The organism is Bacillus sp. 205(2023) (assembly GCF_037027485.1).
In the GTDB taxonomy this organism is placed as follows: domain Bacteria; phylum Bacillota; class Bacilli; order Bacillales; family Bacillaceae; genus Bacillus; species Bacillus halotolerans.
The window spans coordinates 184,951-208,875 of record NZ_JAXCHF010000006.1 but is presented as its reverse complement, the minus strand read 5'-3'; the positions used below and the strand labels follow the sequence as shown (position 1 = coordinate 208,875).

At 45.3% G+C, this 23,925-nt stretch carries 27 protein-coding genes, 1 pseudogene and 1 riboswitch; of the genes and pseudogenes, 20 read left to right on the top strand and 8 right to left on the bottom strand.

Annotated elements, in window-relative coordinates; translation table 11 throughout:
• Nucleotides 1–35: 35 nt before the first annotated feature.
• On the top strand, nucleotides 36–1,397 hold the full coding sequence (locus WA325_RS15780; protein ID WP_336183921.1) for a S1C family serine protease: 1,362 nt from the start codon (nucleotides 36–38) through the stop codon (nucleotides 1,395–1,397).
• A 40-nt stretch (nucleotides 1,398–1,437) separates the two neighbouring features.
• Here WA325_RS15780 and mrgA read toward each other — a convergent pair whose 3' ends face one another.
• On the bottom strand, nucleotides 1,438–1,899 hold the full coding sequence (gene mrgA, locus WA325_RS15775; protein ID WP_024122790.1) for a Dps family protein: 462 nt from the start codon (nucleotides 1,897–1,899) through the stop codon (nucleotides 1,438–1,440).
• Nucleotides 1,900–1,988: 89 nt separating this feature from the next.
• Nucleotides 1,989–2,831: an oxidoreductase gene (locus WA325_RS15770; protein WP_105953856.1), complete on the bottom strand. Its 843-nt coding sequence runs from the start codon at nucleotides 2,829–2,831 to the stop codon at nucleotides 1,989–1,991.
• 134 nt (nucleotides 2,832–2,965) lie between these two features.
• On the opposite strand from WA325_RS15770, the gene WA325_RS15765 reads away from it, so the two are divergent.
• The 4 genes and pseudogenes from WA325_RS15765 (at nucleotide 2,966) to WA325_RS15750 (ending at nucleotide 6,655) form a co-directional block, all read left to right on the top strand.
• On the top strand, nucleotides 2,966–4,750 hold the full coding sequence (locus WA325_RS15765; protein WP_336183920.1) for a M3 family oligoendopeptidase: 1,785 nt from the start codon (nucleotides 2,966–2,968) through the stop codon (nucleotides 4,748–4,750).
• 108 nt (nucleotides 4,751–4,858) lie between these two features.
• Nucleotides 4,859–5,296, top strand: a complete 438-nt coding sequence (locus WA325_RS15760) for a YusW family protein (protein WP_095714038.1) — start codon at nucleotides 4,859–4,861, stop codon at nucleotides 5,294–5,296.
• A gap of 221 nt (nucleotides 5,297–5,517) precedes the next feature.
• On the top strand, nucleotides 5,518–6,339 hold the full coding sequence (locus WA325_RS15755; RefSeq protein WP_024122786.1) for an ABC transporter ATP-binding protein: 822 nt from the start codon (nucleotides 5,518–5,520) through the stop codon (nucleotides 6,337–6,339).
• A 27-nt stretch (nucleotides 6,340–6,366) separates the two neighbouring features.
• Nucleotides 6,367–6,655, top strand: a pseudogene (locus WA325_RS15750) (YusU family protein).
• Between the two features lie 45 nt (nucleotides 6,656–6,700).
• Here WA325_RS15750 and WA325_RS15745 read toward each other — a convergent pair.
• Nucleotides 6,701–7,567 (bottom strand): LysR family transcriptional regulator, encoded by an 867-nt coding sequence (locus tag WA325_RS15745; protein WP_202853709.1) that lies wholly within the window; start codon nucleotides 7,565–7,567, stop codon nucleotides 6,701–6,703.
• 142 nt (nucleotides 7,568–7,709) lie between these two features.
• Between WA325_RS15745 and WA325_RS15740 the strand changes: the two genes are divergently transcribed.
• Together WA325_RS15740 and WA325_RS15735 are read left to right on the top strand one after the other, a co-directional pair.
• Nucleotides 7,710–8,450, top strand: a complete 741-nt coding sequence (locus WA325_RS15740) for an SDR family NAD(P)-dependent oxidoreductase (protein ID WP_106295643.1) — start codon at nucleotides 7,710–7,712, stop codon at nucleotides 8,448–8,450.
• Between the two features lie 19 nt (nucleotides 8,451–8,469).
• Nucleotides 8,470–8,853 carry a tautomerase family protein gene (locus tag WA325_RS15735; RefSeq protein WP_105953851.1) on the top strand — a complete coding sequence of 128 codons (384 nt, stop codon included), beginning with the start codon at nucleotides 8,470–8,472 and terminating at the stop codon, nucleotides 8,851–8,853.
• A gap of 35 nt (nucleotides 8,854–8,888) precedes the next feature.
• On the opposite strand, the gene mdtP is transcribed toward WA325_RS15735, so the two are convergent.
• The 4 genes from mdtP to WA325_RS15715 form a co-directional block, all read right to left on the bottom strand.
• Nucleotides 8,889–10,502: a multidrug efflux MFS transporter MdtP gene (mdtP, locus tag WA325_RS15730; RefSeq protein ID WP_105954122.1), complete on the bottom strand. Its 1,614-nt coding sequence runs from the start codon at nucleotides 10,500–10,502 to the stop codon at nucleotides 8,889–8,891.
• 25 nt (nucleotides 10,503–10,527) lie between these two features.
• Nucleotides 10,528–10,974 (bottom strand): MarR family transcriptional regulator, encoded by a 447-nt coding sequence (locus WA325_RS15725; protein ID WP_044159054.1) that lies wholly within the window; start codon nucleotides 10,972–10,974, stop codon nucleotides 10,528–10,530.
• A gap of 173 nt (nucleotides 10,975–11,147) precedes the next feature.
• Nucleotides 11,148–11,480 (bottom strand): spore coat protein, encoded by a 333-nt coding sequence (locus tag WA325_RS15720; RefSeq protein WP_202853710.1) that lies wholly within the window; start codon nucleotides 11,478–11,480, stop codon nucleotides 11,148–11,150.
• A gap of 12 nt (nucleotides 11,481–11,492) precedes the next feature.
• Nucleotides 11,493–11,738: a hypothetical protein gene (locus WA325_RS15715; protein WP_010331808.1), complete on the bottom strand. Its 246-nt coding sequence runs from the start codon at nucleotides 11,736–11,738 to the stop codon at nucleotides 11,493–11,495.
• 99 nt (nucleotides 11,739–11,837) lie between these two features.
• Between WA325_RS15715 and WA325_RS15710 the strand changes: the two genes are divergently transcribed.
• Nucleotides 11,838–12,746, top strand: coding sequence for a proline dehydrogenase (locus tag WA325_RS15710; protein ID WP_336183919.1), 909 nt, complete (start codon nucleotides 11,838–11,840; stop codon nucleotides 12,744–12,746).
• A 27-nt stretch (nucleotides 12,747–12,773) separates the two neighbouring features.
• Here WA325_RS15710 and WA325_RS15705 read toward each other — a convergent pair whose 3' ends face one another.
• Nucleotides 12,774–12,917 (bottom strand): YuzL family protein, encoded by a 144-nt coding sequence (locus WA325_RS15705; protein WP_010331806.1) that lies wholly within the window; start codon nucleotides 12,915–12,917, stop codon nucleotides 12,774–12,776.
• 175 nt (nucleotides 12,918–13,092) lie between these two features.
• Here WA325_RS15705 and WA325_RS15700 point away from each other — a divergent pair, with 175 nt between their 5' ends.
• The 12 genes from WA325_RS15700 to metQ all read left to right on the top strand — a co-directional run bounded on the left by WA325_RS15700 (nucleotide 13,093) and on the right by metQ (nucleotide 23,722).
• Nucleotides 13,093–15,462 (top strand): 3-hydroxyacyl-CoA dehydrogenase/enoyl-CoA hydratase family protein, encoded by a 2,370-nt coding sequence (locus tag WA325_RS15700; RefSeq protein WP_336183918.1) that lies wholly within the window; start codon nucleotides 13,093–13,095, stop codon nucleotides 15,460–15,462.
• 10 nt (nucleotides 15,463–15,472) lie between these two features.
• Complete coding sequence (locus tag WA325_RS15695) at nucleotides 15,473–16,648, top strand: acetyl-CoA C-acetyltransferase (protein WP_305934731.1); 1,176 nt, start codon at nucleotides 15,473–15,475, stop codon at nucleotides 16,646–16,648.
• Nucleotides 16,649–16,662: 14 nt separating this feature from the next.
• The gene (gene fadE, locus WA325_RS15690; protein WP_044159046.1) at nucleotides 16,663–18,447 is read left to right on the top strand and encodes an acyl-CoA dehydrogenase FadE; all 1,785 of its coding nucleotides are present in this window, start codon (nucleotides 16,663–16,665) and stop codon (nucleotides 18,445–18,447) included.
• 111 nt (nucleotides 18,448–18,558) lie between these two features.
• Entirely contained in the window at nucleotides 18,559–18,915 is a 357-nt protein-coding gene (locus tag WA325_RS15685) for an arsenate reductase family protein (protein WP_024122775.1), read from the top strand.
• Between the two features lie 66 nt (nucleotides 18,916–18,981).
• Nucleotides 18,982–19,365 (top strand): glycine cleavage system protein GcvH, encoded by a 384-nt coding sequence (gene gcvH / locus WA325_RS15680; RefSeq protein ID WP_010331800.1) that lies wholly within the window; start codon nucleotides 18,982–18,984, stop codon nucleotides 19,363–19,365.
• 55 nt (nucleotides 19,366–19,420) lie between these two features.
• Nucleotides 19,421–19,657 carry a YusG family protein gene (locus tag WA325_RS15675; protein WP_010331799.1) on the top strand — a complete coding sequence of 79 codons (237 nt, stop codon included), beginning with the start codon at nucleotides 19,421–19,423 and terminating at the stop codon, nucleotides 19,655–19,657.
• Between the two features lie 77 nt (nucleotides 19,658–19,734).
• Nucleotides 19,735–20,088 (top strand): toprim domain-containing protein, encoded by a 354-nt coding sequence (locus WA325_RS15670; protein ID WP_181185718.1) that lies wholly within the window; start codon nucleotides 19,735–19,737, stop codon nucleotides 20,086–20,088.
• 11 nt (nucleotides 20,089–20,099) lie between these two features.
• Nucleotides 20,100–20,420, top strand: a complete 321-nt coding sequence (locus tag WA325_RS15665; protein ID WP_024122773.1) for a thioredoxin family protein — start codon at nucleotides 20,100–20,102, stop codon at nucleotides 20,418–20,420.
• Between the two features lie 107 nt (nucleotides 20,421–20,527).
• Nucleotides 20,528–20,872 (top strand): SCP2 sterol-binding domain-containing protein, encoded by a 345-nt coding sequence (locus WA325_RS15660; RefSeq protein WP_024122772.1) that lies wholly within the window; start codon nucleotides 20,528–20,530, stop codon nucleotides 20,870–20,872.
• Nucleotides 20,873–20,986: 114 nt separating this feature from the next.
• A riboswitch (SAM riboswitch) is annotated at nucleotides 20,987–21,093 on the top strand.
• A 107-nt stretch (nucleotides 21,094–21,200) separates the two neighbouring features.
• Nucleotides 21,201–22,226, top strand: a complete 1,026-nt coding sequence (gene metN, locus WA325_RS15655; RefSeq protein WP_105954121.1) for a methionine ABC transporter ATP-binding protein MetN — start codon at nucleotides 21,201–21,203, stop codon at nucleotides 22,224–22,226.
• Nucleotides 22,219–22,887 (top strand): methionine ABC transporter permease MetP, encoded by a 669-nt coding sequence (gene metP, locus WA325_RS15650; protein ID WP_010331792.1) that lies wholly within the window; start codon nucleotides 22,219–22,221, stop codon nucleotides 22,885–22,887. The genes metN and metP overlap by 8 nt, the downstream gene beginning before the upstream one ends.
• Nucleotides 22,888–22,900: 13 nt before the next feature.
• Nucleotides 22,901–23,722 (top strand): methionine ABC transporter substrate-binding lipoprotein MetQ, encoded by an 822-nt coding sequence (metQ, locus tag WA325_RS15645; protein ID WP_105953847.1) that lies wholly within the window; start codon nucleotides 22,901–22,903, stop codon nucleotides 23,720–23,722.
• Nucleotides 23,723–23,925: the final 203 nt, after the last annotated feature.

The window sequence follows — 23,925 nt, the reverse complement described above, 5'->3', positions numbered from 1 at the left end:
ACGATAAACGAAAACCGAATAAGGAGTGTATGCATATGGATTACAGACGTGATGACCAAAACGGGGAACAACACACAGAACCTTCACATACAGAAAACCAGAAGCTGATTGAGCATCCTGAACAAGAACTGCTTGATCAGCCTCATTCTGATGAAGCGGGACGAAAAGAAACGGTTTCCGCTTTAGAAATGGAAAAGAAAGAAACAGCTGTAAAAAAAGAAAAGAAGCGGAGAGCCACATGGCTGAGCCCGATTTTAGGCGGGATCATCGGCGGCGGACTGATGCTTGGCATCGCGCCTTATTTGCCGTCTGACCATAATCAGACGACCGAGACGGCTTCCGCAAATAAACAGGTGCAATCAGACAATTTTACAACGACACCTGTGACAAACGCGACCAACGTGGCTGATATGGTAGAGGACTTAGAGCCGACAATTGTCGGAATCTCAAATATCCAAACCTCTCAAAATAACACATTCGGCACAGAAGGCAGCTCCGGCTCAGAAAGTGAAAGCGGAACGGGGTCAGGGGTCATTTTCAAAAAAGACAATAACAAAGCATATATCATTACAAACAACCACGTGGTGGAAGGAGCGAATAAGCTGACTGTTACTCTGTACAATGGAAAAACGGAGACAGCCAAGCTTGTGGGAAGCGATACAATTACAGATTTGGCTGTTTTGGAAATCAGCGGAAAGAACGTCAAAAAAGTGGCGAGCTTCGGGGATTCTTCGCAGCTGCGCACAGGTGAAAAAGTCATCGCCATCGGTAACCCGCTCGGCCAGCAATTCTCCGGAACAGTGACACAAGGGATCATCAGCGGACTTAACCGGACGATTGATGTCGATACGACTCAAGGTACGGTTGAGATGAATGTGCTGCAAACAGACGCGGCAATCAATCCGGGGAACAGCGGCGGCCCGTTAATCAATTCAAACGGCCAAGTGATCGGTATCAACAGTTTGAAAGTAAGTGAAAACGGGGTTGAGTCACTCGGTTTTGCGATTCCAAGCAACGATGTAGAGCCAATTGTTGACCAGCTTCTTGAAAACGGAAAAGTGGACCGTCCATTCTTAGGCGTGCAAATGATTGATATGTCACAAGTTCCTGAAACGTACCAGGAAAACACACTCGGCCTGTTTGGCGATCAATTGAGCAAAGGTGTCTACGTCAAAGAAGTTCAATCCAATTCACCGGCGGCTAAAGCAGGAATGAAATCTGAGGATGTTATTGTCAAATTAAACGGAAAAGATATCCAAAGCAGTGCGGATATCCGTCAAATCCTATATAAAGATTTAAAAGTCGGAGATAAAACAACAATTCAAGTGATACGAAACGGAAAAACGAAAAACCTGAACGTGACACTGACCAAGCAGACAGAAAGCCTCAGCAGCTAAATAGCAAAAAAGCTGAACCCGAAGAGGGTTCAGCTTTTTTTTAGCCTAAATAAGAGGAAAGCATCCATACTTGTTTTTCGACTTCATCGATTAATCCGACAAACAAGTCTGCTGTCGCATTGTCTTGATTTTCTTCCGCAAGGCCGATGACGAATTTAGACTCGCTGCTGATTTGTTTGTAGTCGTTCACCAAAGCTTGGACCATTTCTGAAGCTGACGTTTCGTTTCCGCCGTCTGTGATAGATGCTTGCTCAGTGTATTCTTTCAGAGTGGCAACAGGCTGTCCTCCGATAGCCAGCAGGCGCTCAGCAATCGTATCCACAGTTTCCGCCGCGTGGTCATACAGTTCTTCAAATTTTTCATGCAATGTAAAGAAGTGAGGCCCTTTTACATACCAATGAAAACGGTGCAGCTTGGAGTATAGAAGAAACCAGTTTGATAATTGGGTGTTCATTGAATTCTCAACTAATGTCAGGTTTGTTTTTGCGTTTTCGGTTTTCATAATCTTACGTCCTCCTTGTGATCTGTTAATTTAATTATACCACGTATTAATTAAAAATCAATACTAAATTATAATTATTATAATTTAGATCAGCTGAATAGTTTTTTCTTCAGGATAGACTCCCATGCGGACCAAGGAAAAAGCGCTCGGAATAACAGGGTGAGCTTGACGCCTTTTCCGATCGGATGACGCAATTTCTTTAAACGCTGTTTCATGGCTAATTGATAAATGATGTCGGCAACCTCTTGGGGATCTCCGCTTTCATCGGCATTTTTTTCAACATAAGAAAGGATCTTTTTATAGTATTGATGATAAGCTGAATCGTCAGCCGGCACAGTCATGTGATTCGATAACGATGTTGACCAGATCGATGTTTTGTATGAGCCTGGCTCGATCAGAGCGGTTTCAATGCCGAAAGGAAGCAGCTCCAGACGCAGGCTTTCTGAAAACCCCTCCAATGCATACTTGGAAGAGGCGTAAGGCGACAATGCGGGAAATCCGGTTAACCCGCTGATACTGCTTACGTTTATAATCTTTGCCCCGCTATGCTTTCGTATGTAAGGAAGGACGGTTTTTGTGACATTGATTAATCCGAAAACGTTCGTTTCAAATTGCTTTCTGAAATGCTCCATCGGCACATCCTCGATAAATCCCCCGTAAGCTGTCCCCGCATTGTTGACGAGTAAATCAATTGGGGCATACGCACTTATGGTTTTTCCAAAGGCTTCGATCGAGTGTTCATCAGTGACATCGAGAGCGGTGATGTGAATGGAGTCAGCTACATGATGTTTTGCTGCTAAACCGCGCAGCTGTTCCGCTTTCTCGGGCTGCCTTGCTGTGGCAATGACGAAAAATGACTGAGCCAGTTTGACTGCTGCCAGCAGACCGAAACCGCTAGACGCTCCTGTAACGATAGCTATTTTTTTATTCATTTTCCATATCCTCCTGTTTGGCGCTACAGCTATTGTACAATGATGCATAGAGAATGACGCCATAAAAGAAATTTTTATACAATAATTCAGAATTGTTCTATAATAAAATCAAATAAGGAAAGGGGTTTTGAGTCATGGGATTGCAAGGGGTAAACAAAACATGGGATCTGGATTCGTTTTTTAAAGGCGGGAGCCAGTCAGAAGAATTCAAGGGATATATTGAAAAGCTGTCACAAAGCCTGCGTGCATTTCAAGACATGACAGATGCATTTGAGGCGCCAGAAACATCTGATGATGCTGGAAGGCTGACCGCATTGCTTGATGCATTTGAACAAAATTCGGTCAAGCTGCAGCAGGCCGGTGCTTTTGTCTCTTGTCTTCAGGCACAGAACATTAGCGATCAGAAGGCAAATGAACATAAATCATTCATGCATCAGCTAGTCGCAGATTTTCAGTCCTCCCTTGTCACATTGGATCATAAACTTGTGGAGATTGATCAAGGCGTGTGGGAAGAATTGCTCAAAACACCTGGACTGCGAGAGGTATCATACATATTAAATGAAAGAAGAGAACGGGTTGCGGAAAAGCTCAGCCCAGACAAAGAAAAACTGATTGGAAGTCTTGCGGTTGACGGTTATCATGCCTGGGATGATTTATATCATATCGTTGTCGGAAAAATGACCATTCCGTTTGAGGAAAAACAATTATCTGTCGGACAGGCGGAAAACATGATGTCTTCTCAGGACCGTGATGTCAGGAAAACCGTTTTTGAACGCACCAATCAAGCTTGGGAGCGGGAACAGGATATTTTCAGCAGCACGCTGAATCATTTGGCGGGGTTCCGGCTGGAAACCTACAAAGCGAGGGGATGGGAGGACGTTCTGAAGGAGCCGCTGCAAATCAACCGGATGAAAAAAGAAACGCTGGATACGATGTGGCAGGTCATTACTGAAAATAAGCAGCCGTTCGTTCAGTTTCTCAATCGGAAAGCATCCATGCTCGGTCTCGAAAAGCTCGATTGGTATGACGTTGAGGCACCGATTGGGTCTGCCGGGAAGGAATATTCATACGATGAAGCCGCAAACTTAATTGTCAGCCAATTTTCCACGTTCGGCCGAAAGTTGTCCGCTTTTACAGAAAAGGCGTTCCGTGACCGCTGGATTGAAGCCGAGGACAGAAGCGGAAAAAGAGTCGGCGGCTTTTGCACGAGCTTTCCGGACAGCGGGGAATCCCGTATCTTCATGACGTTTTCCGGCAGTGCCTCGAACGTCTCAACGCTTGCCCATGAACTCGGGCATGCCTTTCATCAGGAAGCGATGCTCAATGTAAGGCCGTTAAATCGATCCTACGCCATGAACGTAGCGGAAACTGCCTCAACTTTTGCGGAAATGATTGTGGCAGACGCGACTGTCAATCAGGCGGAGACAAAGGAAGAAAAGCTTGTGCTTCTGGAGGATAAAGTGCAAAGAAGCGTTGCTTTCTTTATGAATATCCATGCGAGGTTTTTATTTGAAACGAGGTTTTACGAGGAACGAAAGCGGGGAATTGTGCCGGCGGACCGTTTAAACGAGCTGATGGAAGAAGCGCAAAAAGAAGCGTTCTGCGGCGCTTTAGGCGAGTATCATCCGCTATTCTGGGCGTCAAAGCTCCACTTTCATATTACGAGAGTGCCGTTTTATAATTACCCTTATACGTTCGGCTATCTGTTTTCTCTCGGTATTTATGCTCTGGCGCTTGAAGAAAAAAACACGTTTGAAGAGAAATATATAGCGCTATTGCGTGATACGGCATCCATGACCGTAGAAGATTTAGCGATGAAGCATTTAGGCGCAGACATCACGAAGAGAGACTTTTGGGAAAATGCCATCAAGCTGGCAGTGCAGGACGCCGAAGCCTTTTTGCAAATGACTGAATCATAAAGGAAAGCCGGGCGCTGAAGCCCGGCTTTTTCTGTTCTTTTCTCTGAATGAGGATTCCATCCCTTGGACATACCTAAAAGAAAGAGAATTCTACAGGGGGGAACCATTATGCATTTGATCAGAGCGGCGGGGGCCGTTTGTCTCGCAGTTGTTCTGATTGCGGGCTGCCGTCTCAATGAAGAACAGCAGCAAGCAGAAGGAGAAAATACGGCAGTTACTCATATGAAATCTGTTCCTTACAGCAATTTCTCGCTTCGCGTCAGCTATGGTGACGGTGAGCATAATCGCTATGAAGGGATATACGAAAAAAACGGAACTCATGAAACAGCAGAAATACAAGATAAGCTCTCAGGCATCAATCAAGAGGGAGAAGAAGCGTTGGATGAGATGAAAATGATTCTGAGCGAGCTATCCGTGACAGATCAAATGGCTGAAAAGGAAGTAATTCACAGTGTGCTGGCGGCTTTTAACCTTGACAGCCACTATGATCATATCGACTTAAAACTGAAGCTTAAGAACGGCGCTGTCAGAGAAATTAAAAAATAGTCATGTGCTGAAAAACCCATAACCGCCATTTTTGACCAGGAAACTAATTGAAAATGATTTTCAAAGTCACTGTTTTCTGCTACAATGAGGGATATATGACCATATCAGAGACTGAATATTGTATCACTTGCATTGATGACAATTTACTTACATGCATGTCTATATAAAACGTGCGATACATAGAGCTGCTAAAAAGCCAGCAAAAAGGAGCGGTTAAGGGTATGAGTGCAATTTCTACAGAAACGCTGAGCTTAGGGTACGGGGATGCCGTTATTATTGATGAACTGAATTTAACGATTCCAAAAGGTGAAATTACCGTATTTATCGGCAGCAACGGCTGCGGAAAATCGACACTTTTACGTTCGTTGGCGCGGCTGATGAAGCCGAGAGGCGGTTCTGTGCTATTGGAAGGAAGAGCGATCGCCAAGCTTCCGACAAAGGAAGTCGCAAAGGAGCTTGCCATTCTGCCGCAGGGGCCTTCTGCTCCGGAGGGACTGACGGTGCATCAGCTTGTAAAGCAGGGAAGATATCCTTATCAAAACTGGCTGAAACAGTGGTCAAAAGAGGATGAGGCAGCTGTTGAGAGAGCGCTTAAAGCCACAAAGCTGGAAGATATGGCTGACCGCGCCGTCGATTCCTTATCAGGCGGACAGCGCCAGCGGGCTTGGATTGCGATGACGCTTGCCCAGGAAACGGATATTATACTTCTGGATGAACCGACAACGTATTTGGATATGACGCATCAAATTGAAATTCTTGATTTGCTGTTTGAGCTGAATGAGAAGGAACAGCGGACGATCGTCATGGTGCTCCATGATTTGAATTTAGCTTGCCGCTACGCACATCACCTTGTGGCTATTAAAGATAAACAGATTTACGCTGAAGGCCGTCCGGAAGAGGTCATTACTTGTGATCTGGTGCAAAATGTGTTTTCTATGAACTGTCAGGTCACACAGGACCCGCTGTTCGGAACGCCTCTTTGCATTCCTCATGGCCGGGGCAGATGCATTGTCCGGGAAGCGGCTTTCACATCACATGGATAAATAACACGGCTAAAGGAGCTTTCATCAATGAGAAAGCTCCTTGCTGTTTTTTTGAAAGGAAGATGTATAAATGGAACAAAAACTGCAAGAACAGCTGGATGGATTGCTTGAAAAATATACCGAGCTGCTCCTTGGGGAGTCAAATCATGAATTAAAAGAAGAAGTGAAGCAGTGGATCTTGTACACGCATATCGCCAAAAGCATGCCTCCGCTCGCCAAGCATTGGAATACTACATATCCTGACGCAAAGCAGGGCATGAAAGACATCATACAGCATATCAAACAGTTAAATGAAGAGCATCGAAACAAAGAATAGGCTAAAAAAGCAGTCTGCCGCTCATGAACGGCAGACTGCTTTTTGTTATGTGGCTGTTTCATTTGGTGCGAAGGAATCCATAAAGGTACGCAGCGCGCTGCTGATAAACGAATCCTTCCGGAAAATAAACTCCGTTTTCATCTGTCTGAGAGGTTCAGGGAGCGTGTACAATCGGATCGAACCTTCAGACTCGTGTTTTTGTACAACAGTCCGCGGCAGCAATGAGATGCCAAGGCCCGCTGTTACCCCGCCTACAATCGCTTCAAGTGTGCCGAACTCCATAATCACCGGCTGTGTGACGCCGACGGAGTGCAGCCATTTTTCAAGGGTATCTCGGTACGAACAGCCTGTGCTGTAAACGAGAATCGGCTTTGTGATCGCTTCTTCTGCACAGGATACAGATGCAGCGGACACGACTACGGGCTCCTCCTCAAATGCGGGGAAGGACTGAAGCTCAGGATGATTGCATTCACAGCCGATAAACGCTCCATCGAGTTCATACCGAAGAACTTTATCGATTAAAAATTGTGTATGCCCTGTTGTTAAAGACAGCTGTACGTTTGGATACTCTTCATAATACGAAGCAAGCAGTTTTGGAAGCCTGACTGCGGCGGCTGTCTGAGTGGAACCGATCATCAGCTGTCCGCTCGGCTCAGTTGAGGAAGAGAGCGCTTTGGACGCCTCATCCAGCAGCCCGATAATTTTATCCGTATAATCCAGCAGAAGCTTTCCGCTAGAAGAGAGTGTCATCCCTCGATTATGGCGCAAAAAAAGGGTGGTGCCGAGCTCAGCTTCCAATTGCTGAATTCTGGCCGTCACATTTGATTGCACGTAGCCAAGCTGCAGTGCGGCTTTCGTAATTGTGCCTTCACGGGCTACCATTTGAAACACACGCAGATCTCCGCTTTCCATGTTGAATCCCCCGTTCTTTTGATATCAATCTAAATGATATAGAGTATCTTTAACAATCATTATACGTAACACCAAACCTCCATTACAATAGAATCAGCAGTTTAGATTTCAAAATATATACAAACAACAAGGAGTGGCGGCAATGGATCTTAAAAACAAAACAGCTCTCGTCACTGGGGGCGGCACGGGAATAGGAAGAGCAGCATGCATTGAATTAGCGAAACGCGGAGCGATTGTTGCGGTGAATTATTCACGCTCGCGAGCTGAGGCGGAGGAAACAGCAGAAATCATCAAAAGCGAGGGAGGGCAGGCCGTTGCTATCCAAGCCGATGTGTCCAAAAACAGTGAAGTGCAGGACATGGTTCAAGCGATAGTAAAGCAATACGGCACGATTGACGTTTTAATCAACAACGCAAGTATTACACGGCATATTCCAATGGATGATCTCGACGCCGCGACAGAGGACGTATGGGACGAGTTATATGCGGTCAATGTCAAAGGAATGTTTTTTTGCGCGAGAGCAGCGGCTCCTTTCATGAAAAAAAGCAAGGCTGGGGCGATCGTTAATATCGGCAGTATCGCGGGGTCAACCGGGGCGGGCTCTTCTATGCCTTACGCTGTGTCAAAAGCAGCGGTGCACGGCCTGACAAAATCATTGGCACACGCTTTGGCGCCAGAAATCAGAGTGTGCGGTGTCGCACCCGGAGCTGTCGCGACAAGATGGTGGGCGGGGCGTGAAGAAAAAATGAAAAACATGAGCGGCACTTTGCTGTTGCAGCGAATTGCTGAAGCGAGTGATGTGGCACGGCTGATTTGTTCCGTGCTTGAACAGGAATCCCTGACAGGACAAATCATCACGATTGACAGCGGCCAGACGATGTAAAGAAAGGAGCGCGTGAGAGATGCCATTTATACAGATTCATTTACGAGCGGGGAGAAGCAAAGAATGGCTTCAAAAACTGAGCAGAGCCATTCACCAGTCTATGATCGCAGAAATCAATGTACCGGCTGATGATTACTTTCAAGTGATCCGGCAATACCAAAAAAGCGAATTTTTTTATGATCCGTCTTATTTACAGGTAGAGCGCACAGATGAACTGATTTACATCCATTTTACATTGAAAGATTCAAGAACAACAGAACAGAAGAAATCGTTTTACCATTCAGTGGCAAGCCGGATTCATTCGGAGCTCGGTGTAAGAAAAGAAGATGTGTTTATCATATTGGCCGGAAATCAGGATGAGGATTGGTCCTTCGGAAACGGAAGGGCCCAGATGATCGAATAAAAAAGCCCCCGCGGTTATGTCCGCGGGGTGAGCTATTAATGAGAAGGGGATTCAACGGCTTTTGCCGCTTTTTCCTTTTGTTCATCCGTTTTCTTATTCGAAAGCTTAATAGGTTTTAAGAATAAGGTAAATACAGCTCCGACTGCGATAAAGATGAGGCCTGCATAAAAAACACTGTGGAGCGAATCCATCAACGATGTTTTTAATATCGGCATAATATGGGATGAGAAAGCCGCAGGGATTTGTTTAATTGCGTCCGGGCTGAACAGTGATTGCAGCAGCCCTTGCGGATTTGTATCAATCATACCCTTTAGCTGGGCGGCAAATGAGCTTGCCTGTGCCGGAAGCGAGTCTAAATATGGAACCAGTTTATCAGTCAGCAAGCTTCCGGATCTGGCATTCATTACAGCGCCCAGCATGGTAATGCCGAATGTGCCCCCGATAGAACGGAAGAATTGGCTGGAAGAGGTGACGACCCCAAGCTCCTCTTTCGAAAAGCTTTCCTGTAAAGCCAGCGTCAGAATCGGCATCACAAGACCCATTCCAAGACCGATAATGGCCATATAGGATGTTGCGACAAGTTTGCTCGTGTCTAAATCCAAAGTGGTTAACAGAAGGAATCCGCCAGCCATAATCAGCATGCCTGTTATGATTTGCGGTTTAATTCCTATTTTGTAAACAAGCTGGCCGCCGATAATGCTTGTGATGATCATTGAGATCATCATCGGTGTCATAATGGTGCCTGATTCAGACGCGCTTACACCGACAATTCCCTGCATAAAGAAAGGAACAAACGTAATCGCGCCAAACATTCCGATACTCATAAAAAAGCCGATCAGGTTCAAAAACGTAAATGTTCTATTTTTAAATAGATACATTGGAAGGATCGGTTCTTTCGCTTTCGATTCAACAATAATAAAGCTCACAATTCCGATCAGTGCGAGTGCGAACAAGCCGAGAATCTGCCATGAACCCCATGCGTAATCTTTCCCGCCGAAGCTTAGGGCAAGAAGAAGGCTGACAACCCCGACAATCATTGTAAAAATACCGGCGATATCAAAGTTGATCGGACCGGTCTGCTTACGGCCCTGCAATCCTCTGGCAATAAAAATAACCGCGATAATTCCAACAGGAAGGTTAATGTAAAAAACCCATTTCCAGTTTAATGAATCAACGATCCAGCCGCCGATTTGCGGCCCGATAACAGAGGCAAGCCCGTAAATGGCTCCAAAGACCCCTTGGAATTTGGCACGCTGTTTCCCTGTAAATAAGTCACCGATGACAATCATGGCCATCGGCATCATAATACCTCCGCCAATTCCCTGCAAACCGCGGAAAATAATCAATTCTGTCATATTGTTGGCCATTCCGCACAGAGCTGAAGCAGCCATAAAAATAAGCAACCCTGATACATAGACGATCCGGCGCCCCAATAAGTCGGCTAATTTACCGGCAATCGGCACGACCGTTGTTGATGTTAACAAATACGCCGTAGTCAGCCAGGTCATCATGCTCAAACCGCCAAGATCTCCGACGATTTTCGGCATGGCAGTTCCGACAATGGTACCGTCAAGGGCTGAGAAAAACATGGCAATGATTAAGCCTGTTATTAATAAAGTCCGTTTTGATTGTTTTCCTTCATTACTCATTTCATCCGTTTCCTCTTTTCCTATTTTACTTTTCATTGGTTTCGGCAGCAGCTTGTGCAAGCTTTTTCGTCATATGCGCTGCCTGCAGCAGTTCCTCTTCCGTCAGGTAGGAAAGGTATCGTGCCATTATGGCTTTTCTGCCCGCCAAAACGTCCTCGAACTTTCTGTCTCCTTCATCGGTAAGGCTGATATTAATGACTCGCCTGTCTTGTGTATTGTGTTTTCTGACGATCAGACTTTTTTGTTCAAGGCGGTCTGCCATTAACGTTACCGCGCTTGGCTTGACCTCCATCCGTTCGGCAATTTCAGAAATTTTAAGGCTGCCATTCTTTTTTAAGCTTGCAAGCACAAACAGCTGCGCGGGGGTAATCCCCTGTTTCTCCATGCTATCCAGCATTTCAGGCTGTATCTTTTGAAAGAGCGCCTGAAGCGATAACTGAATATCAGACATTAACTGATCCGCACTCTTCATCTTCATTTCTCCTCTTTAATATAACTCATGTTTATATTTAATGTATTGAAATAGTTAATGCTTATTAAATATAAATAAGCGTTAATAAAAAGTCAACTAATTTTACACACAAAAAAAGGATAGATGCCAGTAAAGCACATCATACCCTTTTTGCGGATCTGATTGATGGAACTTTATTGCTGATAAGGAGACTGCTGCTGAATGGTTTGCTGGAACTTTTGATAGGATTGCTGCAGCTTTTGGGCGTCCTCTGCTTCAACAGTATACCATCCATATTGGAACATGAGATCATACAGTTTTCTTTGCGCTTTTTGTGACTCATCAAAAATGGATTGAATATCCTGATAGAGAGATTCATGGCTGAACTCGTGCAGAGCAGTGCAATACGCAGTGGTCATGTATTTTTCCGTTGTCAAAAGTTCATTGACGACATCTCTGTCATTCATTTCTGATGTAGTCGGCACAGGTGTTTGCGGGTTGCCGATTTTCTGATTTTGCTGATTCATTTTGGCGCCTCCTTATTGGATATAGCCGGACTGCTGCTGGCCTGGCTGCAGGTGCTTTAATATTCTTTGATAGTGATCGTGATGCATATGTCCGACGCGGTCTAGTTCTTGTTTTAATGTTTGATCCTGGCACTGCTGCGCCATAAAATGCGCTTTTTTCATTGCGAGCAGATTCCAGTTCAGCATGTCATTCAGATACAAATGATCCTTTGTCGAAATAACAGAGGGCGGCATTTGAGATTGCTGCTGATTGTTCATTGTAATCCTCCTTTGCGTTCTATTCGTTTTATGTTTCCTTCAGTATGGGAGTTATATACAGGTGTTTTGAAGAAGGCTGTATCGTCAGGAGGGAATTGGATGTTGAGACATATGTTTTTATTCATATCTCAAAATAAAACGCTCACCAAGCTTGCCAAAGCATACGGATCACGGCTGGGGGCGCGGAGATTTGTCGCGGGGGACACGATTGAATCGGCTGTTCGGGCCATTAAAAAGCTGAATCAATCCGGATTGTGCACAACCATCGATTATTTAGGCGAGTATGCGGCTACACAAAAAGAAGCAAGTCGAGTCGCAGAGGAATGCAAGAAGGCGATTCAAGCGATTGCCGAATACCGGTTAGATTCCGAGCTTTCCCTTAAGCTGACGTCACTGGGGCTCGATATTTCAGAAGAGCTGGCCGTTTCACATTTGCGTGACATTTTATCTGCTGCGAAGGAAAATGACGTGGCTGTGACGATTGATATGGAGGACTACTCACATTATGAACAGACGCTTGCCATCTACAGGCAGTGCAAGCAGGAATTTGACATGCTGGGTACGGTGATACAGGCGTATCTTTACCGGGCTGCAGAAGATATCCGAAAGCTGCACGATCTCAAGCCGAATCTCAGACTTGTCAAAGGCGCTTACAAGGAATCTGCGGCCGTTGCATTCCCTGATAAAAAAGGAACAGACCTTCACTTTCAGAGCTTGATTAAACTTCATCTGCTGAGCGGGAACTATACTGCCGTCGCTACACACGATGATGACATCATTGCGTTTACGAAGAAACTCGTTGCCGAGCATCAAATCCCGCTGTCACAATTCGAGTTTCAAATGCTTTACGGGATTAGGCCGGAGCGGCAGAAGGAACTCGTGAAGGAAGGGTACAAGATGCGTGTATATGTCCCGTATGGAACCGACTGGTTTAGCTACTTTATGAGAAGAATCGCCGAAAGACCCGCAAATGCGGCTTTTGTGTTAAAAGGGATTTTCAAAAAGTGAAAGCAGCCGCGAACCGCAGCTGCATTGTTATTGTTCCATGTTGTGTTTCTTATACTGCTGATTTTGGCTTGTCCGTTTTCCGCCGCCGTAATGCTGTGTCGGACCGGCATCTCCTTTCACGCTCGCCGCGCTTACTGCTGCTGAAGACGGGTTCTTTTTCTCTCGCACCATTCCCTTCACCTCCGGGTTTAAGTTTCCCGTCTTCTATCTGCTTCATACAAAAAAATAACAAATTAGCTATTGAAGTCGAAACAAAAATCTTTTATGATGAAAGAAGAAACGGGTTTCCATTTTTTTTGACCAAAAAATGAATGATTATTCATTCAACGTTCAAGGGGGATGTCTCATGCACAAACACATTCAAAAAGCAGCCGTTTTAGGATCGGGGGTTATGGGTTCCGGTATTGCTGCGCATTTGGCTAACATCGGAATTCCGGTCCTGCTGCTTGATATTGTGCCGAACGATTTAACAAAGGAAGAGGAGAAAAAGGGGCTGACGAAGGAAAGTCCGGAGGTGCGCAGCAGGCTGAGCAGATCTGCGGTGAAAAAGCTGCTGAAACAAAAGCCCGCCCCTCTTACGTCAGCACAAAATACCGCTTATATTACTCCCGGCAATCTAGAAGATGATGTTGAGAAGCTGAAGGAAGCTGATTGGATTATTGAGGTCGTTGTTGAAAATCTCGAGGTCAAAAAGAAGATTTTCTCTCTCGTGGATGAGCATCGGAAACTGGGCAGCATCGTCTCGAGCAACACGTCCGGCATCTCAGTGCAGGCAATGGCTGAAGGCAGGTCTGATGATTTTAAAGGTCATTTTCTCGGAACACACTTTTTTAACCCGGCGCGATATTTAAAGCTGCTGGAGATCATTCCGATTAAGGAAACGGATCCTGACATCCTGGCGTTTATGACATCCTTCGGTGAAAATGTCCTCGGCAAAGGTGTGGTTACAGCTAAGGACACACCAAATTTTATCGCAAACCGAATCGGGACGTACGGACTTCTCATTACGGTTCAAGAAATGCTGAAAGGTGGCTATCAGGTCGGAGAAGTCGACTCCATCACAGGCCCGCTGATCGGCAGACCGAAAAGCGCAACCTTCAGAACACTCGATGTTGTCGGCCTTGATACGTTTGCTCACGTCGCCCGAAACGTATATGACAAAGCAGAGGGAGACGAAAAAGAAGTGTTTCGCCTGCCTGACTTCATGAATGACATGCTGCAAAAAGGCTGGATCGGAAGCAAATCCGGTCAAGGCTTTTATAAAAAAGAAGGAAAAACGATTTATGAGCTAGACCCGATGACGCTTACTTACGGAGAACGGACAAAGATGAAAACACCGGCTCTTGAAGCAGCAAAGCAAGCTAAAGGGACAAAAGCCAAAATGAAAGCGCTTATTTATTCGGAAGACAGGGCTGGCCAGCTGCTGTGGAATATCACGTCGCAAACGCTGCTTTACTCAGCCCAGCTGCTCGGAGAAATTGCTGACGATATTCATGCAATTGACCAAGCCATGAAATGGGGATTCGGCTGGGAACTGGGACCATTCGAAATCTGGGACGCAATCGGTCTCAGACAGTCGGCGGAAAAGCTTGAACAGCTTGGAGCGGAGATTCCCGGCTGGATAAAAGATATGCTGGACAAAGGGAATGAGACCTTCTACATCAGAGAAAACGGAACAGTGCTTTATTACGAAAGCGGCGAATACAGAGCTGTAAAAGAAAACAAGAAACGAATCCATTTACAATCGGTCAAAGAAACAAACGGCGTCATTGCCAAAAACAGCGGAGCCAGCCTGATCGACCTTGGAGACGATGTGGCGCTTCTCGAGTTTCACTCGAAAAGCAATGCCATCGGGTTCGACATCATTCAAATGATCAACAGAGCTTTGGAAGAAACAGAGCGGAATTATAAAGGGCTTGTCATCGGCAATCAAGGCAAAAATTTCTGTGTGGGCGCCAATCTCGCCATGATCTTAATGGAAGTACAGGATGACAACTTTATGGAAGTTGATTTGATAATACGGCGTTTTCAAGAAACAATGATGAACATCAAATACAGCGCGAAACCTGTTGTGGCAGCTCCATTTGGCATGACGCTCGGCGGAGGGACGGAAGTCTGTCTCCCTGCTGCACGAATACAAGCGGCAAGCGAAGCCTATATGGGACTTGTAGAATCAGGAGTCGGCCTTATCCCTGGCGGAGGGGGCAATAAAGAGCTGTACATCAATCATCTTCGCCGCGGTCTTGATCCGATGAATGCGGCCATGAAAACATTTGAAACGATCGCGATGGCTAAGGTGTCAACTTCCGCCCAAGAGGCTCGGGAACTGAACATTTTAAAAGAGGCTGACCGTATCAGCACTAACCAGGATCACCTCCTGTACGATGCAAAGCAGTTAGCCGCCTCTTTATACGATACCGGCTGGCGGCCGCCTGTAAAAGAAAAGGTCAAGGTTGCGGGGGAAACAGGTTATGCCGCGCTTCTGCTCGGTGCAGAGCAAATGAAGCTGTCCGGCTACCTATCTGAGCATGATATGAAAATTGCAAAAAAACTCGCTTTTGTGATTGCCGGCGGAAAAGTGCCGTTCGGTACAGAGGTGGATGAAGAGTATTTATTGGAAATTGAGAGAGAAGCGTTTTTAAGTCTGGCAGGCGAGGCGAAATCTCAAGCGAGAATGCAGCATATGCTGGTGAAAGGCAAACCTTTACGGAACTAGGAGGGAGTTTATGAAAGAGGCAGTCATTGTGGCAGGAGCAAGAACACCGGTAGGGAAAGCGAAAAAAGGTTCATTGGCCACCGTTCGCCCGGATGATTTGGGAGCCATTTGCGTGAAAGAAACGCTGAAACGAGCAGGCGGCTATGAGGGCAATATTGACGATTTAATTATTGGCTGTGCGACACCTGAAGCAGAACAGGGGCTCAATATGGCGAGAAATATCGGCGCGCTTGCGGGTCTGCCATATACGGTGCCGGCGATTACGGTCAACCGCTACTGTTCCTCAGGTCTTCAGTCCATCGCATATGCGGCAGAAAAAATCATGCTTGGCGCCTACGATACGGCCATTGCAGGCGGAGCGGAATCTATGTCACAGGTTCCGATGATGGGGCATGTGACCCGTCCGAACCTCGCATTAGCCGAGAAAGCGCCGGAGTATTACATGAGCATGGGACACACGGCAGAACAGGTTGCGAAAAAATACGGCGTTTCCCGTGAAGATCAGGATGCTTTTGCCGTGCGCAGCCACCAGAAAGCTGCCAAAGCCCTTGCAGAGGGGAAATTTAAAGATGAAATTGTCCCAGTCGAAGTCAAGGTGACAGAAATCGGCGAAAACCATAAGCCGCAGGAAAAACATACTGTTTTTTCTCAGGATGAAGGTGTCCGTCCGCAAACGACCACAGACATTTTAAGCACATTACGCCCGGCCTTTTCCATTGACGGGACAGTTACTGCCGGAAATTCCTCGCAAACAAGTGACGGGGCGGCGGCTGTCATGCTGATGGATCGCGAAAAAGCGGATGCGCTTGGTTTGGCGCCGCTTGTCAAATTCCGGTCCTTTGCAGTTGGCGGGGTGCCGCCGGAAGTCATGGGCATCGGGCCCGTGGAAGCCATTCCGCGCGCACTGAAGCTTGCCGGGCTTCAACTGCAGGACATCGGGCTGTTCGAACTGAACGAAGCTTTTGCATCACAAGCCATCCAAGTCATCAGGGAGCTGGGGATTGATGAGGAGAAAGTGAATGTCAACGGGGGCGCTATCGCACTCGGACACCCGCTTGGCTGTACGGGCACAAAGCTTACTCTTTCGCTGATTCACGAAATGAAACGAAGAAACGAGCAATTTGGTGTCGTTACAATGTGTATCGGCGGCGGGATGGGAGCAGCCGGTGTATTTGAATTATGCTAAAGGGGGAAAAACAAATGACGAAAAAAACGGCTGAAGTACTAAAAGGCGGCGGTTTCTTAATCGAGGATGTCACATATGATCAGATGTATACACCGGAGGATTTCACCGACGAGCATAAAATGATTGCGAAAACAACGGAGGATTACATTGAGCAGGACGTTCTGCCGCATATAGATGAAATTGAGAACCATCAATTTGAACATTCCGTCCGGCTTTTGAAGAAAGCGGGAGAACTGGGGCTTCTCGGAGCCGATGTTCCCGAGGAATACGGCGGGCTGGGCCTTGATAAAATCAGCTCGGCGCTGATCACTGAAAAATTTTCGCGTGCAGGAAGCTTTTCACTTTCTTACGGTGCACATGTCGGCATCGGTTCCTTGCCGATCGTATTCTTCGGAACGGAAGAGCAAAAGAAAAAATATCTCCCTGATCTGGCTTCAGGGGAAAAGATCGCTGCGTACGCACTGACTGAGCCGGGTTCCGGATCTGATGCGTTAGGCGCAAAAACGACAGCGGTGCTGAATGAAGCAGGAACGCATTACGTATTAACCGGAGAAAAACAGTGGATCACCAACTCAGCTTTTGCCGATGTCTTTGTCGTTTACGCCAAAGTGGACGGCGAAAAGTTTTCCGCTTTTATTGTAGAAAAAGATTTTCCGGGCGTATCAACCGGACCTGAAGAAAAGAAAATGGGAATTAAAGGGTCCTCGACAAGAACCCTCATTTTGGATCAGGCTGAGGTGCCGAAGGAAAACCTTCTTGGAGAAATCGGCAAAGGGCATGTCATCGCTTTTAATATTTTAAATATCGGCCGCTACAAGCTGGCAGTAGGAACGATCGGCGCGTCAAAACGGGTGATCGAGCTGTCTGCAGCTTACGCAAATCAGCGCCGCCAATTTAAAACGCCGATCGCAGGCTTTTCGCTGACCCAGGAAAAAATCGCGACGATGGCATCAAGACTGTATGCGATGGAAAGCTCTGTGTACAGAACCGTTGGGCTGTTTGAAGACAATATGAGCCAGTTCACAGCTGAAGACCTAAAGGACGGAAGACAAATTGCGAAGTCCATTGCCGAATACGCCATTGAATGCTCTCTCAACAAGGTGTTTGGCTCTGAAACGCTTGATTATATTGTCGATGAAGGCGTGCAAATCCACGGCGGCTACGGATTTATGCAGGAGTATGAGGTGGAAAGAGCCTATCGGGATTCCAGGATCAACCGGATTTTCGAAGGAACAAATGAAATCAACCGGTTAATCGTGCCAAGCACGTTTCTGAAGAAAGCGATGAAAGGCGAGCTGCCTCTTTTTGAAAAGGCACAGGCGCTTCAAGAAGAACTCATGATGCTTATGCCTGAGGAGCCGGGCACCGGCGTATTAGAGCAAGAGAAATATATTGTCAAGCAAGCCAAAAAAATCGCCCTGTTCGCCGCGGGTCTTGCCGCGCAAAAATACGGAAAAGCGATCGATCGTGAACAAGAAATTCTCGTAAACGTTGCTGATATTGTCAGCAATGTATATGCAATGGAATCAGCCGTGCTCAGAACGGAAAAGGCCATTGCCGCGCAAGGAAGCGATAAAGCAGCGCAAAAGCTGCTGTACACAGAAATTTTCGTTCAAGAAGCCTTTAACGAAATTGAAGCCCATGCGAAAGAATCTTTACTTGCAATGGAAGAAGGAGATTCTCTCCGTATGATGCTCTCGGCTCTCCGCAAGCTGACACGCGTGACGCCTAAAAATGTCATTCGAAAAAAACGTGAAGCGGCAGCGGGTGTGTTCGAGGCCGAAAAATATATTGTCTGAGTCCCAAGGAGCTCCGCTCATCCGGAGCTCTTTTTTTATGAAGCACTGTTTTAGGTTTTTAAAACAAACTGTGTTAAAATAACCTCGATTATTTTATTGAGGGGGAAGAAGATGTCGTTAACTTTTTACTGGTACCCTAAATGCGGAACGTGCCGCAAAGCGAAGAAATGGCTTGAAGAGCACGGAAAAGAAATCAACGAAATACATATTGCAGAACAGCCTCCAAGCAAAGAGGAGCTAAAATCGCTTTATGAAAAAAGCGGGCTGGATTTAAAGAAATTCTTCAACACAAGCGGCATGAAATACCGTGAACTGAATCTGAAGGAAAAACTGTATCACATGTCAGAAGACGAACAGCTTGAACTGCTGGCTTCGGACGGAATGCTGATCAAGCGCCCGCTCACAACAGACGGCGAAAAAGTGACAGTCGGCTTTAAAGAAGATCAATTTGAAGAAAACTGGTCATGATGTAAATTTTTTTCGAAAAGTGTGGTATCTTCTTATTGTAGTGCTGTAAAAAATGGAGGGATTCAATTGAGCATACCTAAAGATTTGCGTTACTCAGAAGAACACGAGTGGGTAAAAGTTGAAGGAGAAAAAGCCAAAATCGGCATTACCCATTTTGCCCAATCCGAGCTCGGAGATATCGTGTTTGTTGAGCTTCCTGAAGTCGGCGCTGAAATCAAAGCGGACGAGCCTTTCGGAAGTGTAGAATCCGTAAAAACGGTATCTGAGCTTTACGCACCGATTAACGGAACTGTAGTGGAAGTAAACGAAGATCTTGATGACAGCCCGGAGTTCGTCAACGAATCTCCGTATGAAAAAGCATGGATGATCGTCGTTGAACCGTCTGACGCGTCTGAAATTGAAAAACTAATGACAGCAGAGCAATACGAAGAGATGACACAACAAGACTAAAACCGGATAGCTGAGAAGGCAATTGGATACGCTAACGCTATGGGAGGTGTCCAATATGGCTTTCAGCAAACAAAAGCTCGATGTCACCAATGATGTGACAGGCCGCTTTCAAAATGGCCGGCTCTCGTTATATCATGAAGATGAGATGATCGGCCAAATGACAGGCATGAATGAATATGAGCTTAAGTCCGGTTTTACCTACGAAAATGAAAAGTTTTATAAGACAGCCGACGTGGTTTCAGGAGACGATCAGAAATATGTGGATTGTGACTACGAAAGCGGCTGGTGTTAATGTTGGCGGTGAATTTCACTGCCTTCTTTTACAATCTGAACGTTTCAAATTTGACGCGGCAGGTGAAGCAGATGAACATGGACGAGCTGGAAAAAGTCATGATTGTTGAAGGGAAATCAGATAAAGAAAAGGTTGAAAGCGTCCTGGATGAGCCAGTGCGCATTATCTGCACAAACGGAACAATCAGCCAGCTGAAGCTGGAGGAATTGGCAGACGAGCTTTACGAGAAGGACGTCTATATTTTGGTTGATGCCGATGAATCAGGCGAGAAATTGAGAAAACAGCTGAAAAGGGAATTTAATGAAGCCTACCATTTATATATCGACAGAGCCTATAAGGAAGTGGAGGCGGCGCCCAGACACCATATAGCATCTGTATTGCTGAGCGCAAATCTGAATGTCCATACGATTTTTCTTGAAAGAAAGACCTGAGGTGTTATAGCATGAAAGAACTCCAAGAACAAGAACTTGAACACATTACTGATGATGTGTATCTCCTATATTTATATACTCCGTTTTGCGGGACCTGCCAGCTGGCAAGCAAAATGCTGACAGTTGTCGAAGAAATGCTTCCGTCTGTCGCCTTCTATAAAAATAATCTCAACTATTCACCGGCGTTTGCTAAAGCATATCAAATTGAAAGCGTCCCTTGTTTTCTGCTGTTTAAGGGCGGGAAAGTAATTGAAAGAGGGTATGCGTTTCATTCCGTTTCTTACTTATATGAGCTGATCAAACAAAAATCATCTTCTGCATCTCATTTATGACATTTTTCTCGGCGCATTCCAATGAAATTGTCGTTCGTTTTATAAAGGGGTTCTTGCGCTGAAGAGAGAAATGTGTATGTATGACCAACAAATAGGAGGTTGTACAAATGGAGAAAGCGGAAGTTTTAGAAGATGATTACCAGCATCTGTTTTTAAAACCCCTTTTGAACACTTCAACATTGCTCATTACCTTCCAAGGAGAAACAGAAGCCTTAACCGTCTCAATAAACGAACAAGGGGAAATGAAAAAGATTTCTCCGCCCCACACGTCCAACCTGACCTTTTATGGAAACCAAACAGAAATCATTGATCTTTTGCATGGAGACATTTCCCTTCAGCACCTGATCCAGAGCGGAAGCCTAAAGGTAAAGGGTTCATTCAGAGCGCTGTTAAAGCTGGAAGCCATTCTGTGGCTGACTAATGGTTTTTTTCAGAGGATTCTAAAGAATTGAAAAATAGTAAATTATTATAATAGTAAAAGTTGACATTATTTATTTTATTGACATTTTATCATTCGCCATGCTATTCTACATTAAGAATTTCCGGACGAAAAAGACTATATATTTCTCTTATCAAGAGAGGTGGAGGGAAGTGCCCTATGAAGCCCGGCAACCATCAACACTGTTGAAATGGTGCCAATTCACACGAAGCGTTCAGCTTTGAAAGATGAGAGAAAGGCGAGTTTTATATAAGCCTTTCTGCTCAAGTGTGCAGAAAGGCTTTTCTTTTGCAGAAAAAACCGGAAGATTTCTTAGAATAGTGTTAAGGCAGGTGATCGCTTTGATCAATCTTCAGGATGTTTCAAAAGTGTATAAGTCGAAACATGGAGATGTCAATGCTGTCCAAAATGTCTCGCTTTCCATAAAAAAAGGTGAGATTTTTGGAATTATAGGATATAGCGGGGCTGGTAAAAGTTCCTTAATCCGTCTGCTGAACGGACTTGAGAAACCGAGCTCAGGAATCGTGGAAGTGGCGGGAACAAAGATTAATGAAGTAAACGGACGCAACTTAAGAAAAGCACGCCATGAAATCAGTATGATTTTCCAGCATTTCAATTTGCTCTGGTCGCGAACTGTCAGAGATAACATCATGTTTCCTTTAGAAATTGCCGGGGTGAAAAAAAGCGAGCGGATCAAGCGTGCCAATGAATTGATTAAACTGGTAGGTTTAGAAGGAAAAGAAAAATCTTACCCGTCCCAGCTGAGCGGCGGACAAAAGCAGCGGGTCGGAATCGCCAGAGCGCTCGCAAACAATCCAAAGGTTCTCCTTTGTGATGAAGCGACATCAGCTTTAGATCCGCAAACAACTGATTCAATCTTGGATCTTTTGTCCGATATTAATGAAAGACTCGGTTTGACGATTGTGCTGATCACACACGAAATGCATGTCATCCGCAAAATTTGCAACAGAGTCGCTGTCATGGAAAACGGAAAGGTTGTTGAAGAAGGAGAAGTTCTCGATGTCTTCAAGAATCCGAAGGAAGAAATGACAAAACGATTTGTCCAGCAGGTGACTGAGCCTGAAGAAACAAAAGAAACGCTTCAGCATCTTTTTGACGAAAAAGCGTCAGGAACAACGGTTCAGCTCACATTTGTCGGCGAAGCGGCTGAACAGCCTCTGATTACAGAGATGATCAGAAACTTCAATGTCAGTGTCAATATTCTGCAAGGGAAAATCTCGCAGACGAAGGACGGAGCATACGGTTCATTGTTCATCCATATTGACGGTGACGAGGAAGAAGTGCAAAACGTGATCCGGTTTATTAATGACAAACAGGTGAAAGCAGAGGTGATCACGAATGTTTGAAAAATACTTCCCGAACGTTGATGTAACTGAATTATGGAACGCGACATACGAGACGCTTTATATGACGCTGATCTCTTTGGTTTTTGCCTTTGTCATCGGGGTGATCCTCGGTCTGCTGCTCTTTCTCACAAGCAAAGGGAGCCTCTGGCAGAACAAAGCGGTCAACACTGTGATTGCGGCCATTGTCAATGTATTCAGGTCTATTCCGTTCCTCATTTTAATTATTTTATTACTAGGTTTTACGAAGTTTTTAGTCGGCACCATCTTAGGGCCGAACGCGGCACTGCCGGCGTTAGTCATCGGCTCAGCCCCGTTTTACGCGCGGCTTGCTGAAATTGCGCTGCGCGAGGTGGATAAAGGCGTCATCGAAGCTGCGAAATCAATGGGAGCCAAAACATCAACGATTATTTTCAAAGTGCTGCTTCCGGAATCCATGCCGGCCCTTATTTCTGGGATCACGGTTACGGCCATCGCTTTGATCGGCTCAACGGCAATTGCAGGCGCCATCGGTTCAGGAGGCCTTGGAAACCTTGCATATGTAGAAGGATATCAGTCTAATAATACTGATGTTACCTTCGTTGCTACTGTATTTATTTTAATCATCGTTTTCATTATTCAAATGATCGGTGATGTCATAACAAATATAATAGACAAACGATAAGGGAGGATTTACATTGAAAAAGCTATTTTTAGGTGCATTACTGCTTGTATTTGCAGGAGTTATGGCTGCCTGCGGTTCTAATAACGCTGAATCCGGCAAGAAAGAAATTGTTGTTGCAGCTACAAAAACACCGCATGCAGAAATTTTAAAAGAAGCTGAACCATTGTTAAAAGAAAAAGGCTACACACTGAAAGTGAAAGTGCTTAGTGATTACAAAATGTACAACAAAGCCTTAGCTGATAAAGAAGTGGATGCGAACTTCTTCCAGCACATTCCTTACCTTGAGCAAGAAATGAAAGAAAACAAAGATTATAAACTTGCGAATGCCGGTGCGATTCACTTAGAGCCATTCGGTATTTATTCTAAAAAATACAAATCATTAAAAGATCTTCCCGACGATGCGACAATTATCTTGACAAATAACGTCGCTGAACAAGGCCGTATGCTTGCAATGCTTGAGAATGCAGGATTAATTACACTTGATTCCAAAGTGGAGACAGTCGATGCAACACTGAAAGACATTAAGAAAAACCCGAAAAACCTTCAGTTCAAAAAAGTAGCGCCTGAATTAACGGCAAAAGCATATGAAAACAAAGAAGGAGACGCGGCCTTCATCAATGTGAACTATGCGATCCAAAATAAATTAAATCCTAAAAAAGACGCGATTGAAGTGGAATCAACAAAAGATAACCCTTACGCCAATATCATTGCAGTGAGAGATGGCGAAGAGGATTCTGCGAAAATCAAAGCGCTTATGGAAGTTCTTCACTCTAAAAAAATCAAAGACTTCATCGATAAAAAATATGACGGAGCTGTGCTTCCTGTATCTGAATAAGACTGAAACCCCGGATGAGAAATCCGGGGTTCAATTATTGACAAAGCCCTAAAACGATATTGGTTTTAGGGCTTTGTCATCTTTTCGGCGTGATTGAACACCCTTGAAGTCTAGGAAGACCGAGCATTGGGCGGATTTTAAAGGATGTGATGACAACGGTGTTTAGGCAGGACACCTGAGAATTTAGCCGTTGTTCCACTACG

Excerpts from the sequence above, each read along its gene's own strand:
- WA325_RS15780 (WP_336183921.1), top strand. The coding sequence starts at position 36 with ATGGATTACAGACGTGATGACCAAAACGGGGAACAACACACAGAACCT.
- mrgA (WP_024122790.1), bottom strand. The coding sequence starts at position 1,899 with ATGAAAACCGAAAACGCAAAAACAAACCTGACATTAGTTGAGAATTCA.
- WA325_RS15770 (WP_105953856.1), bottom strand. The coding sequence starts at position 2,831 with ATGAATAAAAAAATAGCTATCGTTACAGGAGCGTCTAGCGGTTTCGGT.
- WA325_RS15765 (WP_336183920.1), top strand. The coding sequence starts at position 2,966 with ATGGGATTGCAAGGGGTAAACAAAACATGGGATCTGGATTCGTTTTTT.
- WA325_RS15760 (WP_095714038.1), top strand. The coding sequence starts at position 4,859 with ATGCATTTGATCAGAGCGGCGGGGGCCGTTTGTCTCGCAGTTGTTCTG.
- WA325_RS15755 (WP_024122786.1), top strand. The coding sequence starts at position 5,518 with ATGAGTGCAATTTCTACAGAAACGCTGAGCTTAGGGTACGGGGATGCC.
- WA325_RS15745 (WP_202853709.1), bottom strand. The coding sequence starts at position 7,567 with ATGGAAAGCGGAGATCTGCGTGTGTTTCAAATGGTAGCCCGTGAAGGC.
- WA325_RS15740 (WP_106295643.1), top strand. The coding sequence starts at position 7,710 with ATGGATCTTAAAAACAAAACAGCTCTCGTCACTGGGGGCGGCACGGGA.
- WA325_RS15735 (WP_105953851.1), top strand. The coding sequence starts at position 8,470 with ATGCCATTTATACAGATTCATTTACGAGCGGGGAGAAGCAAAGAATGG.
- mdtP (WP_105954122.1), bottom strand. The coding sequence starts at position 10,502 with ATGAGTAATGAAGGAAAACAATCAAAACGGACTTTATTAATAACAGGC.
- WA325_RS15725 (WP_044159054.1), bottom strand. The coding sequence starts at position 10,974 with ATGAAGAGTGCGGATCAGTTAATGTCTGATATTCAGTTATCGCTTCAG.
- WA325_RS15720 (WP_202853710.1), bottom strand. The coding sequence starts at position 11,480 with ATGAATCAGCAAAATCAGAAAATCGGCAACCCGCAAACACCTGTGCCG.
- WA325_RS15715 (WP_010331808.1), bottom strand. The coding sequence starts at position 11,738 with ATGAACAATCAGCAGCAATCTCAAATGCCGCCCTCTGTTATTTCGACA.
- WA325_RS15710 (WP_336183919.1), top strand. The coding sequence starts at position 11,838 with ATGTTGAGACATATGTTTTTATTCATATCTCAAAATAAAACGCTCACC.
- WA325_RS15705 (WP_010331806.1), bottom strand. The coding sequence starts at position 12,917 with ATGGTGCGAGAGAAAAAGAACCCGTCTTCAGCAGCAGTAAGCGCGGCG.
- WA325_RS15700 (WP_336183918.1), top strand. The coding sequence starts at position 13,093 with ATGCACAAACACATTCAAAAAGCAGCCGTTTTAGGATCGGGGGTTATG.
- WA325_RS15695 (WP_305934731.1), top strand. The coding sequence starts at position 15,473 with ATGAAAGAGGCAGTCATTGTGGCAGGAGCAAGAACACCGGTAGGGAAA.
- fadE (WP_044159046.1), top strand. The coding sequence starts at position 16,663 with ATGACGAAAAAAACGGCTGAAGTACTAAAAGGCGGCGGTTTCTTAATC.
- WA325_RS15685 (WP_024122775.1), top strand. The coding sequence starts at position 18,559 with ATGTCGTTAACTTTTTACTGGTACCCTAAATGCGGAACGTGCCGCAAA.
- WA325_RS15675 (WP_010331799.1), top strand. The coding sequence starts at position 19,421 with ATGGCTTTCAGCAAACAAAAGCTCGATGTCACCAATGATGTGACAGGC.
- WA325_RS15670 (WP_181185718.1), top strand. The coding sequence starts at position 19,735 with ATGGACGAGCTGGAAAAAGTCATGATTGTTGAAGGGAAATCAGATAAA.
- WA325_RS15665 (WP_024122773.1), top strand. The coding sequence starts at position 20,100 with ATGAAAGAACTCCAAGAACAAGAACTTGAACACATTACTGATGATGTG.
- WA325_RS15660 (WP_024122772.1), top strand. The coding sequence starts at position 20,528 with ATGGAGAAAGCGGAAGTTTTAGAAGATGATTACCAGCATCTGTTTTTA.
- metP (WP_010331792.1), top strand. The coding sequence starts at position 22,219 with ATGTTTGAAAAATACTTCCCGAACGTTGATGTAACTGAATTATGGAAC.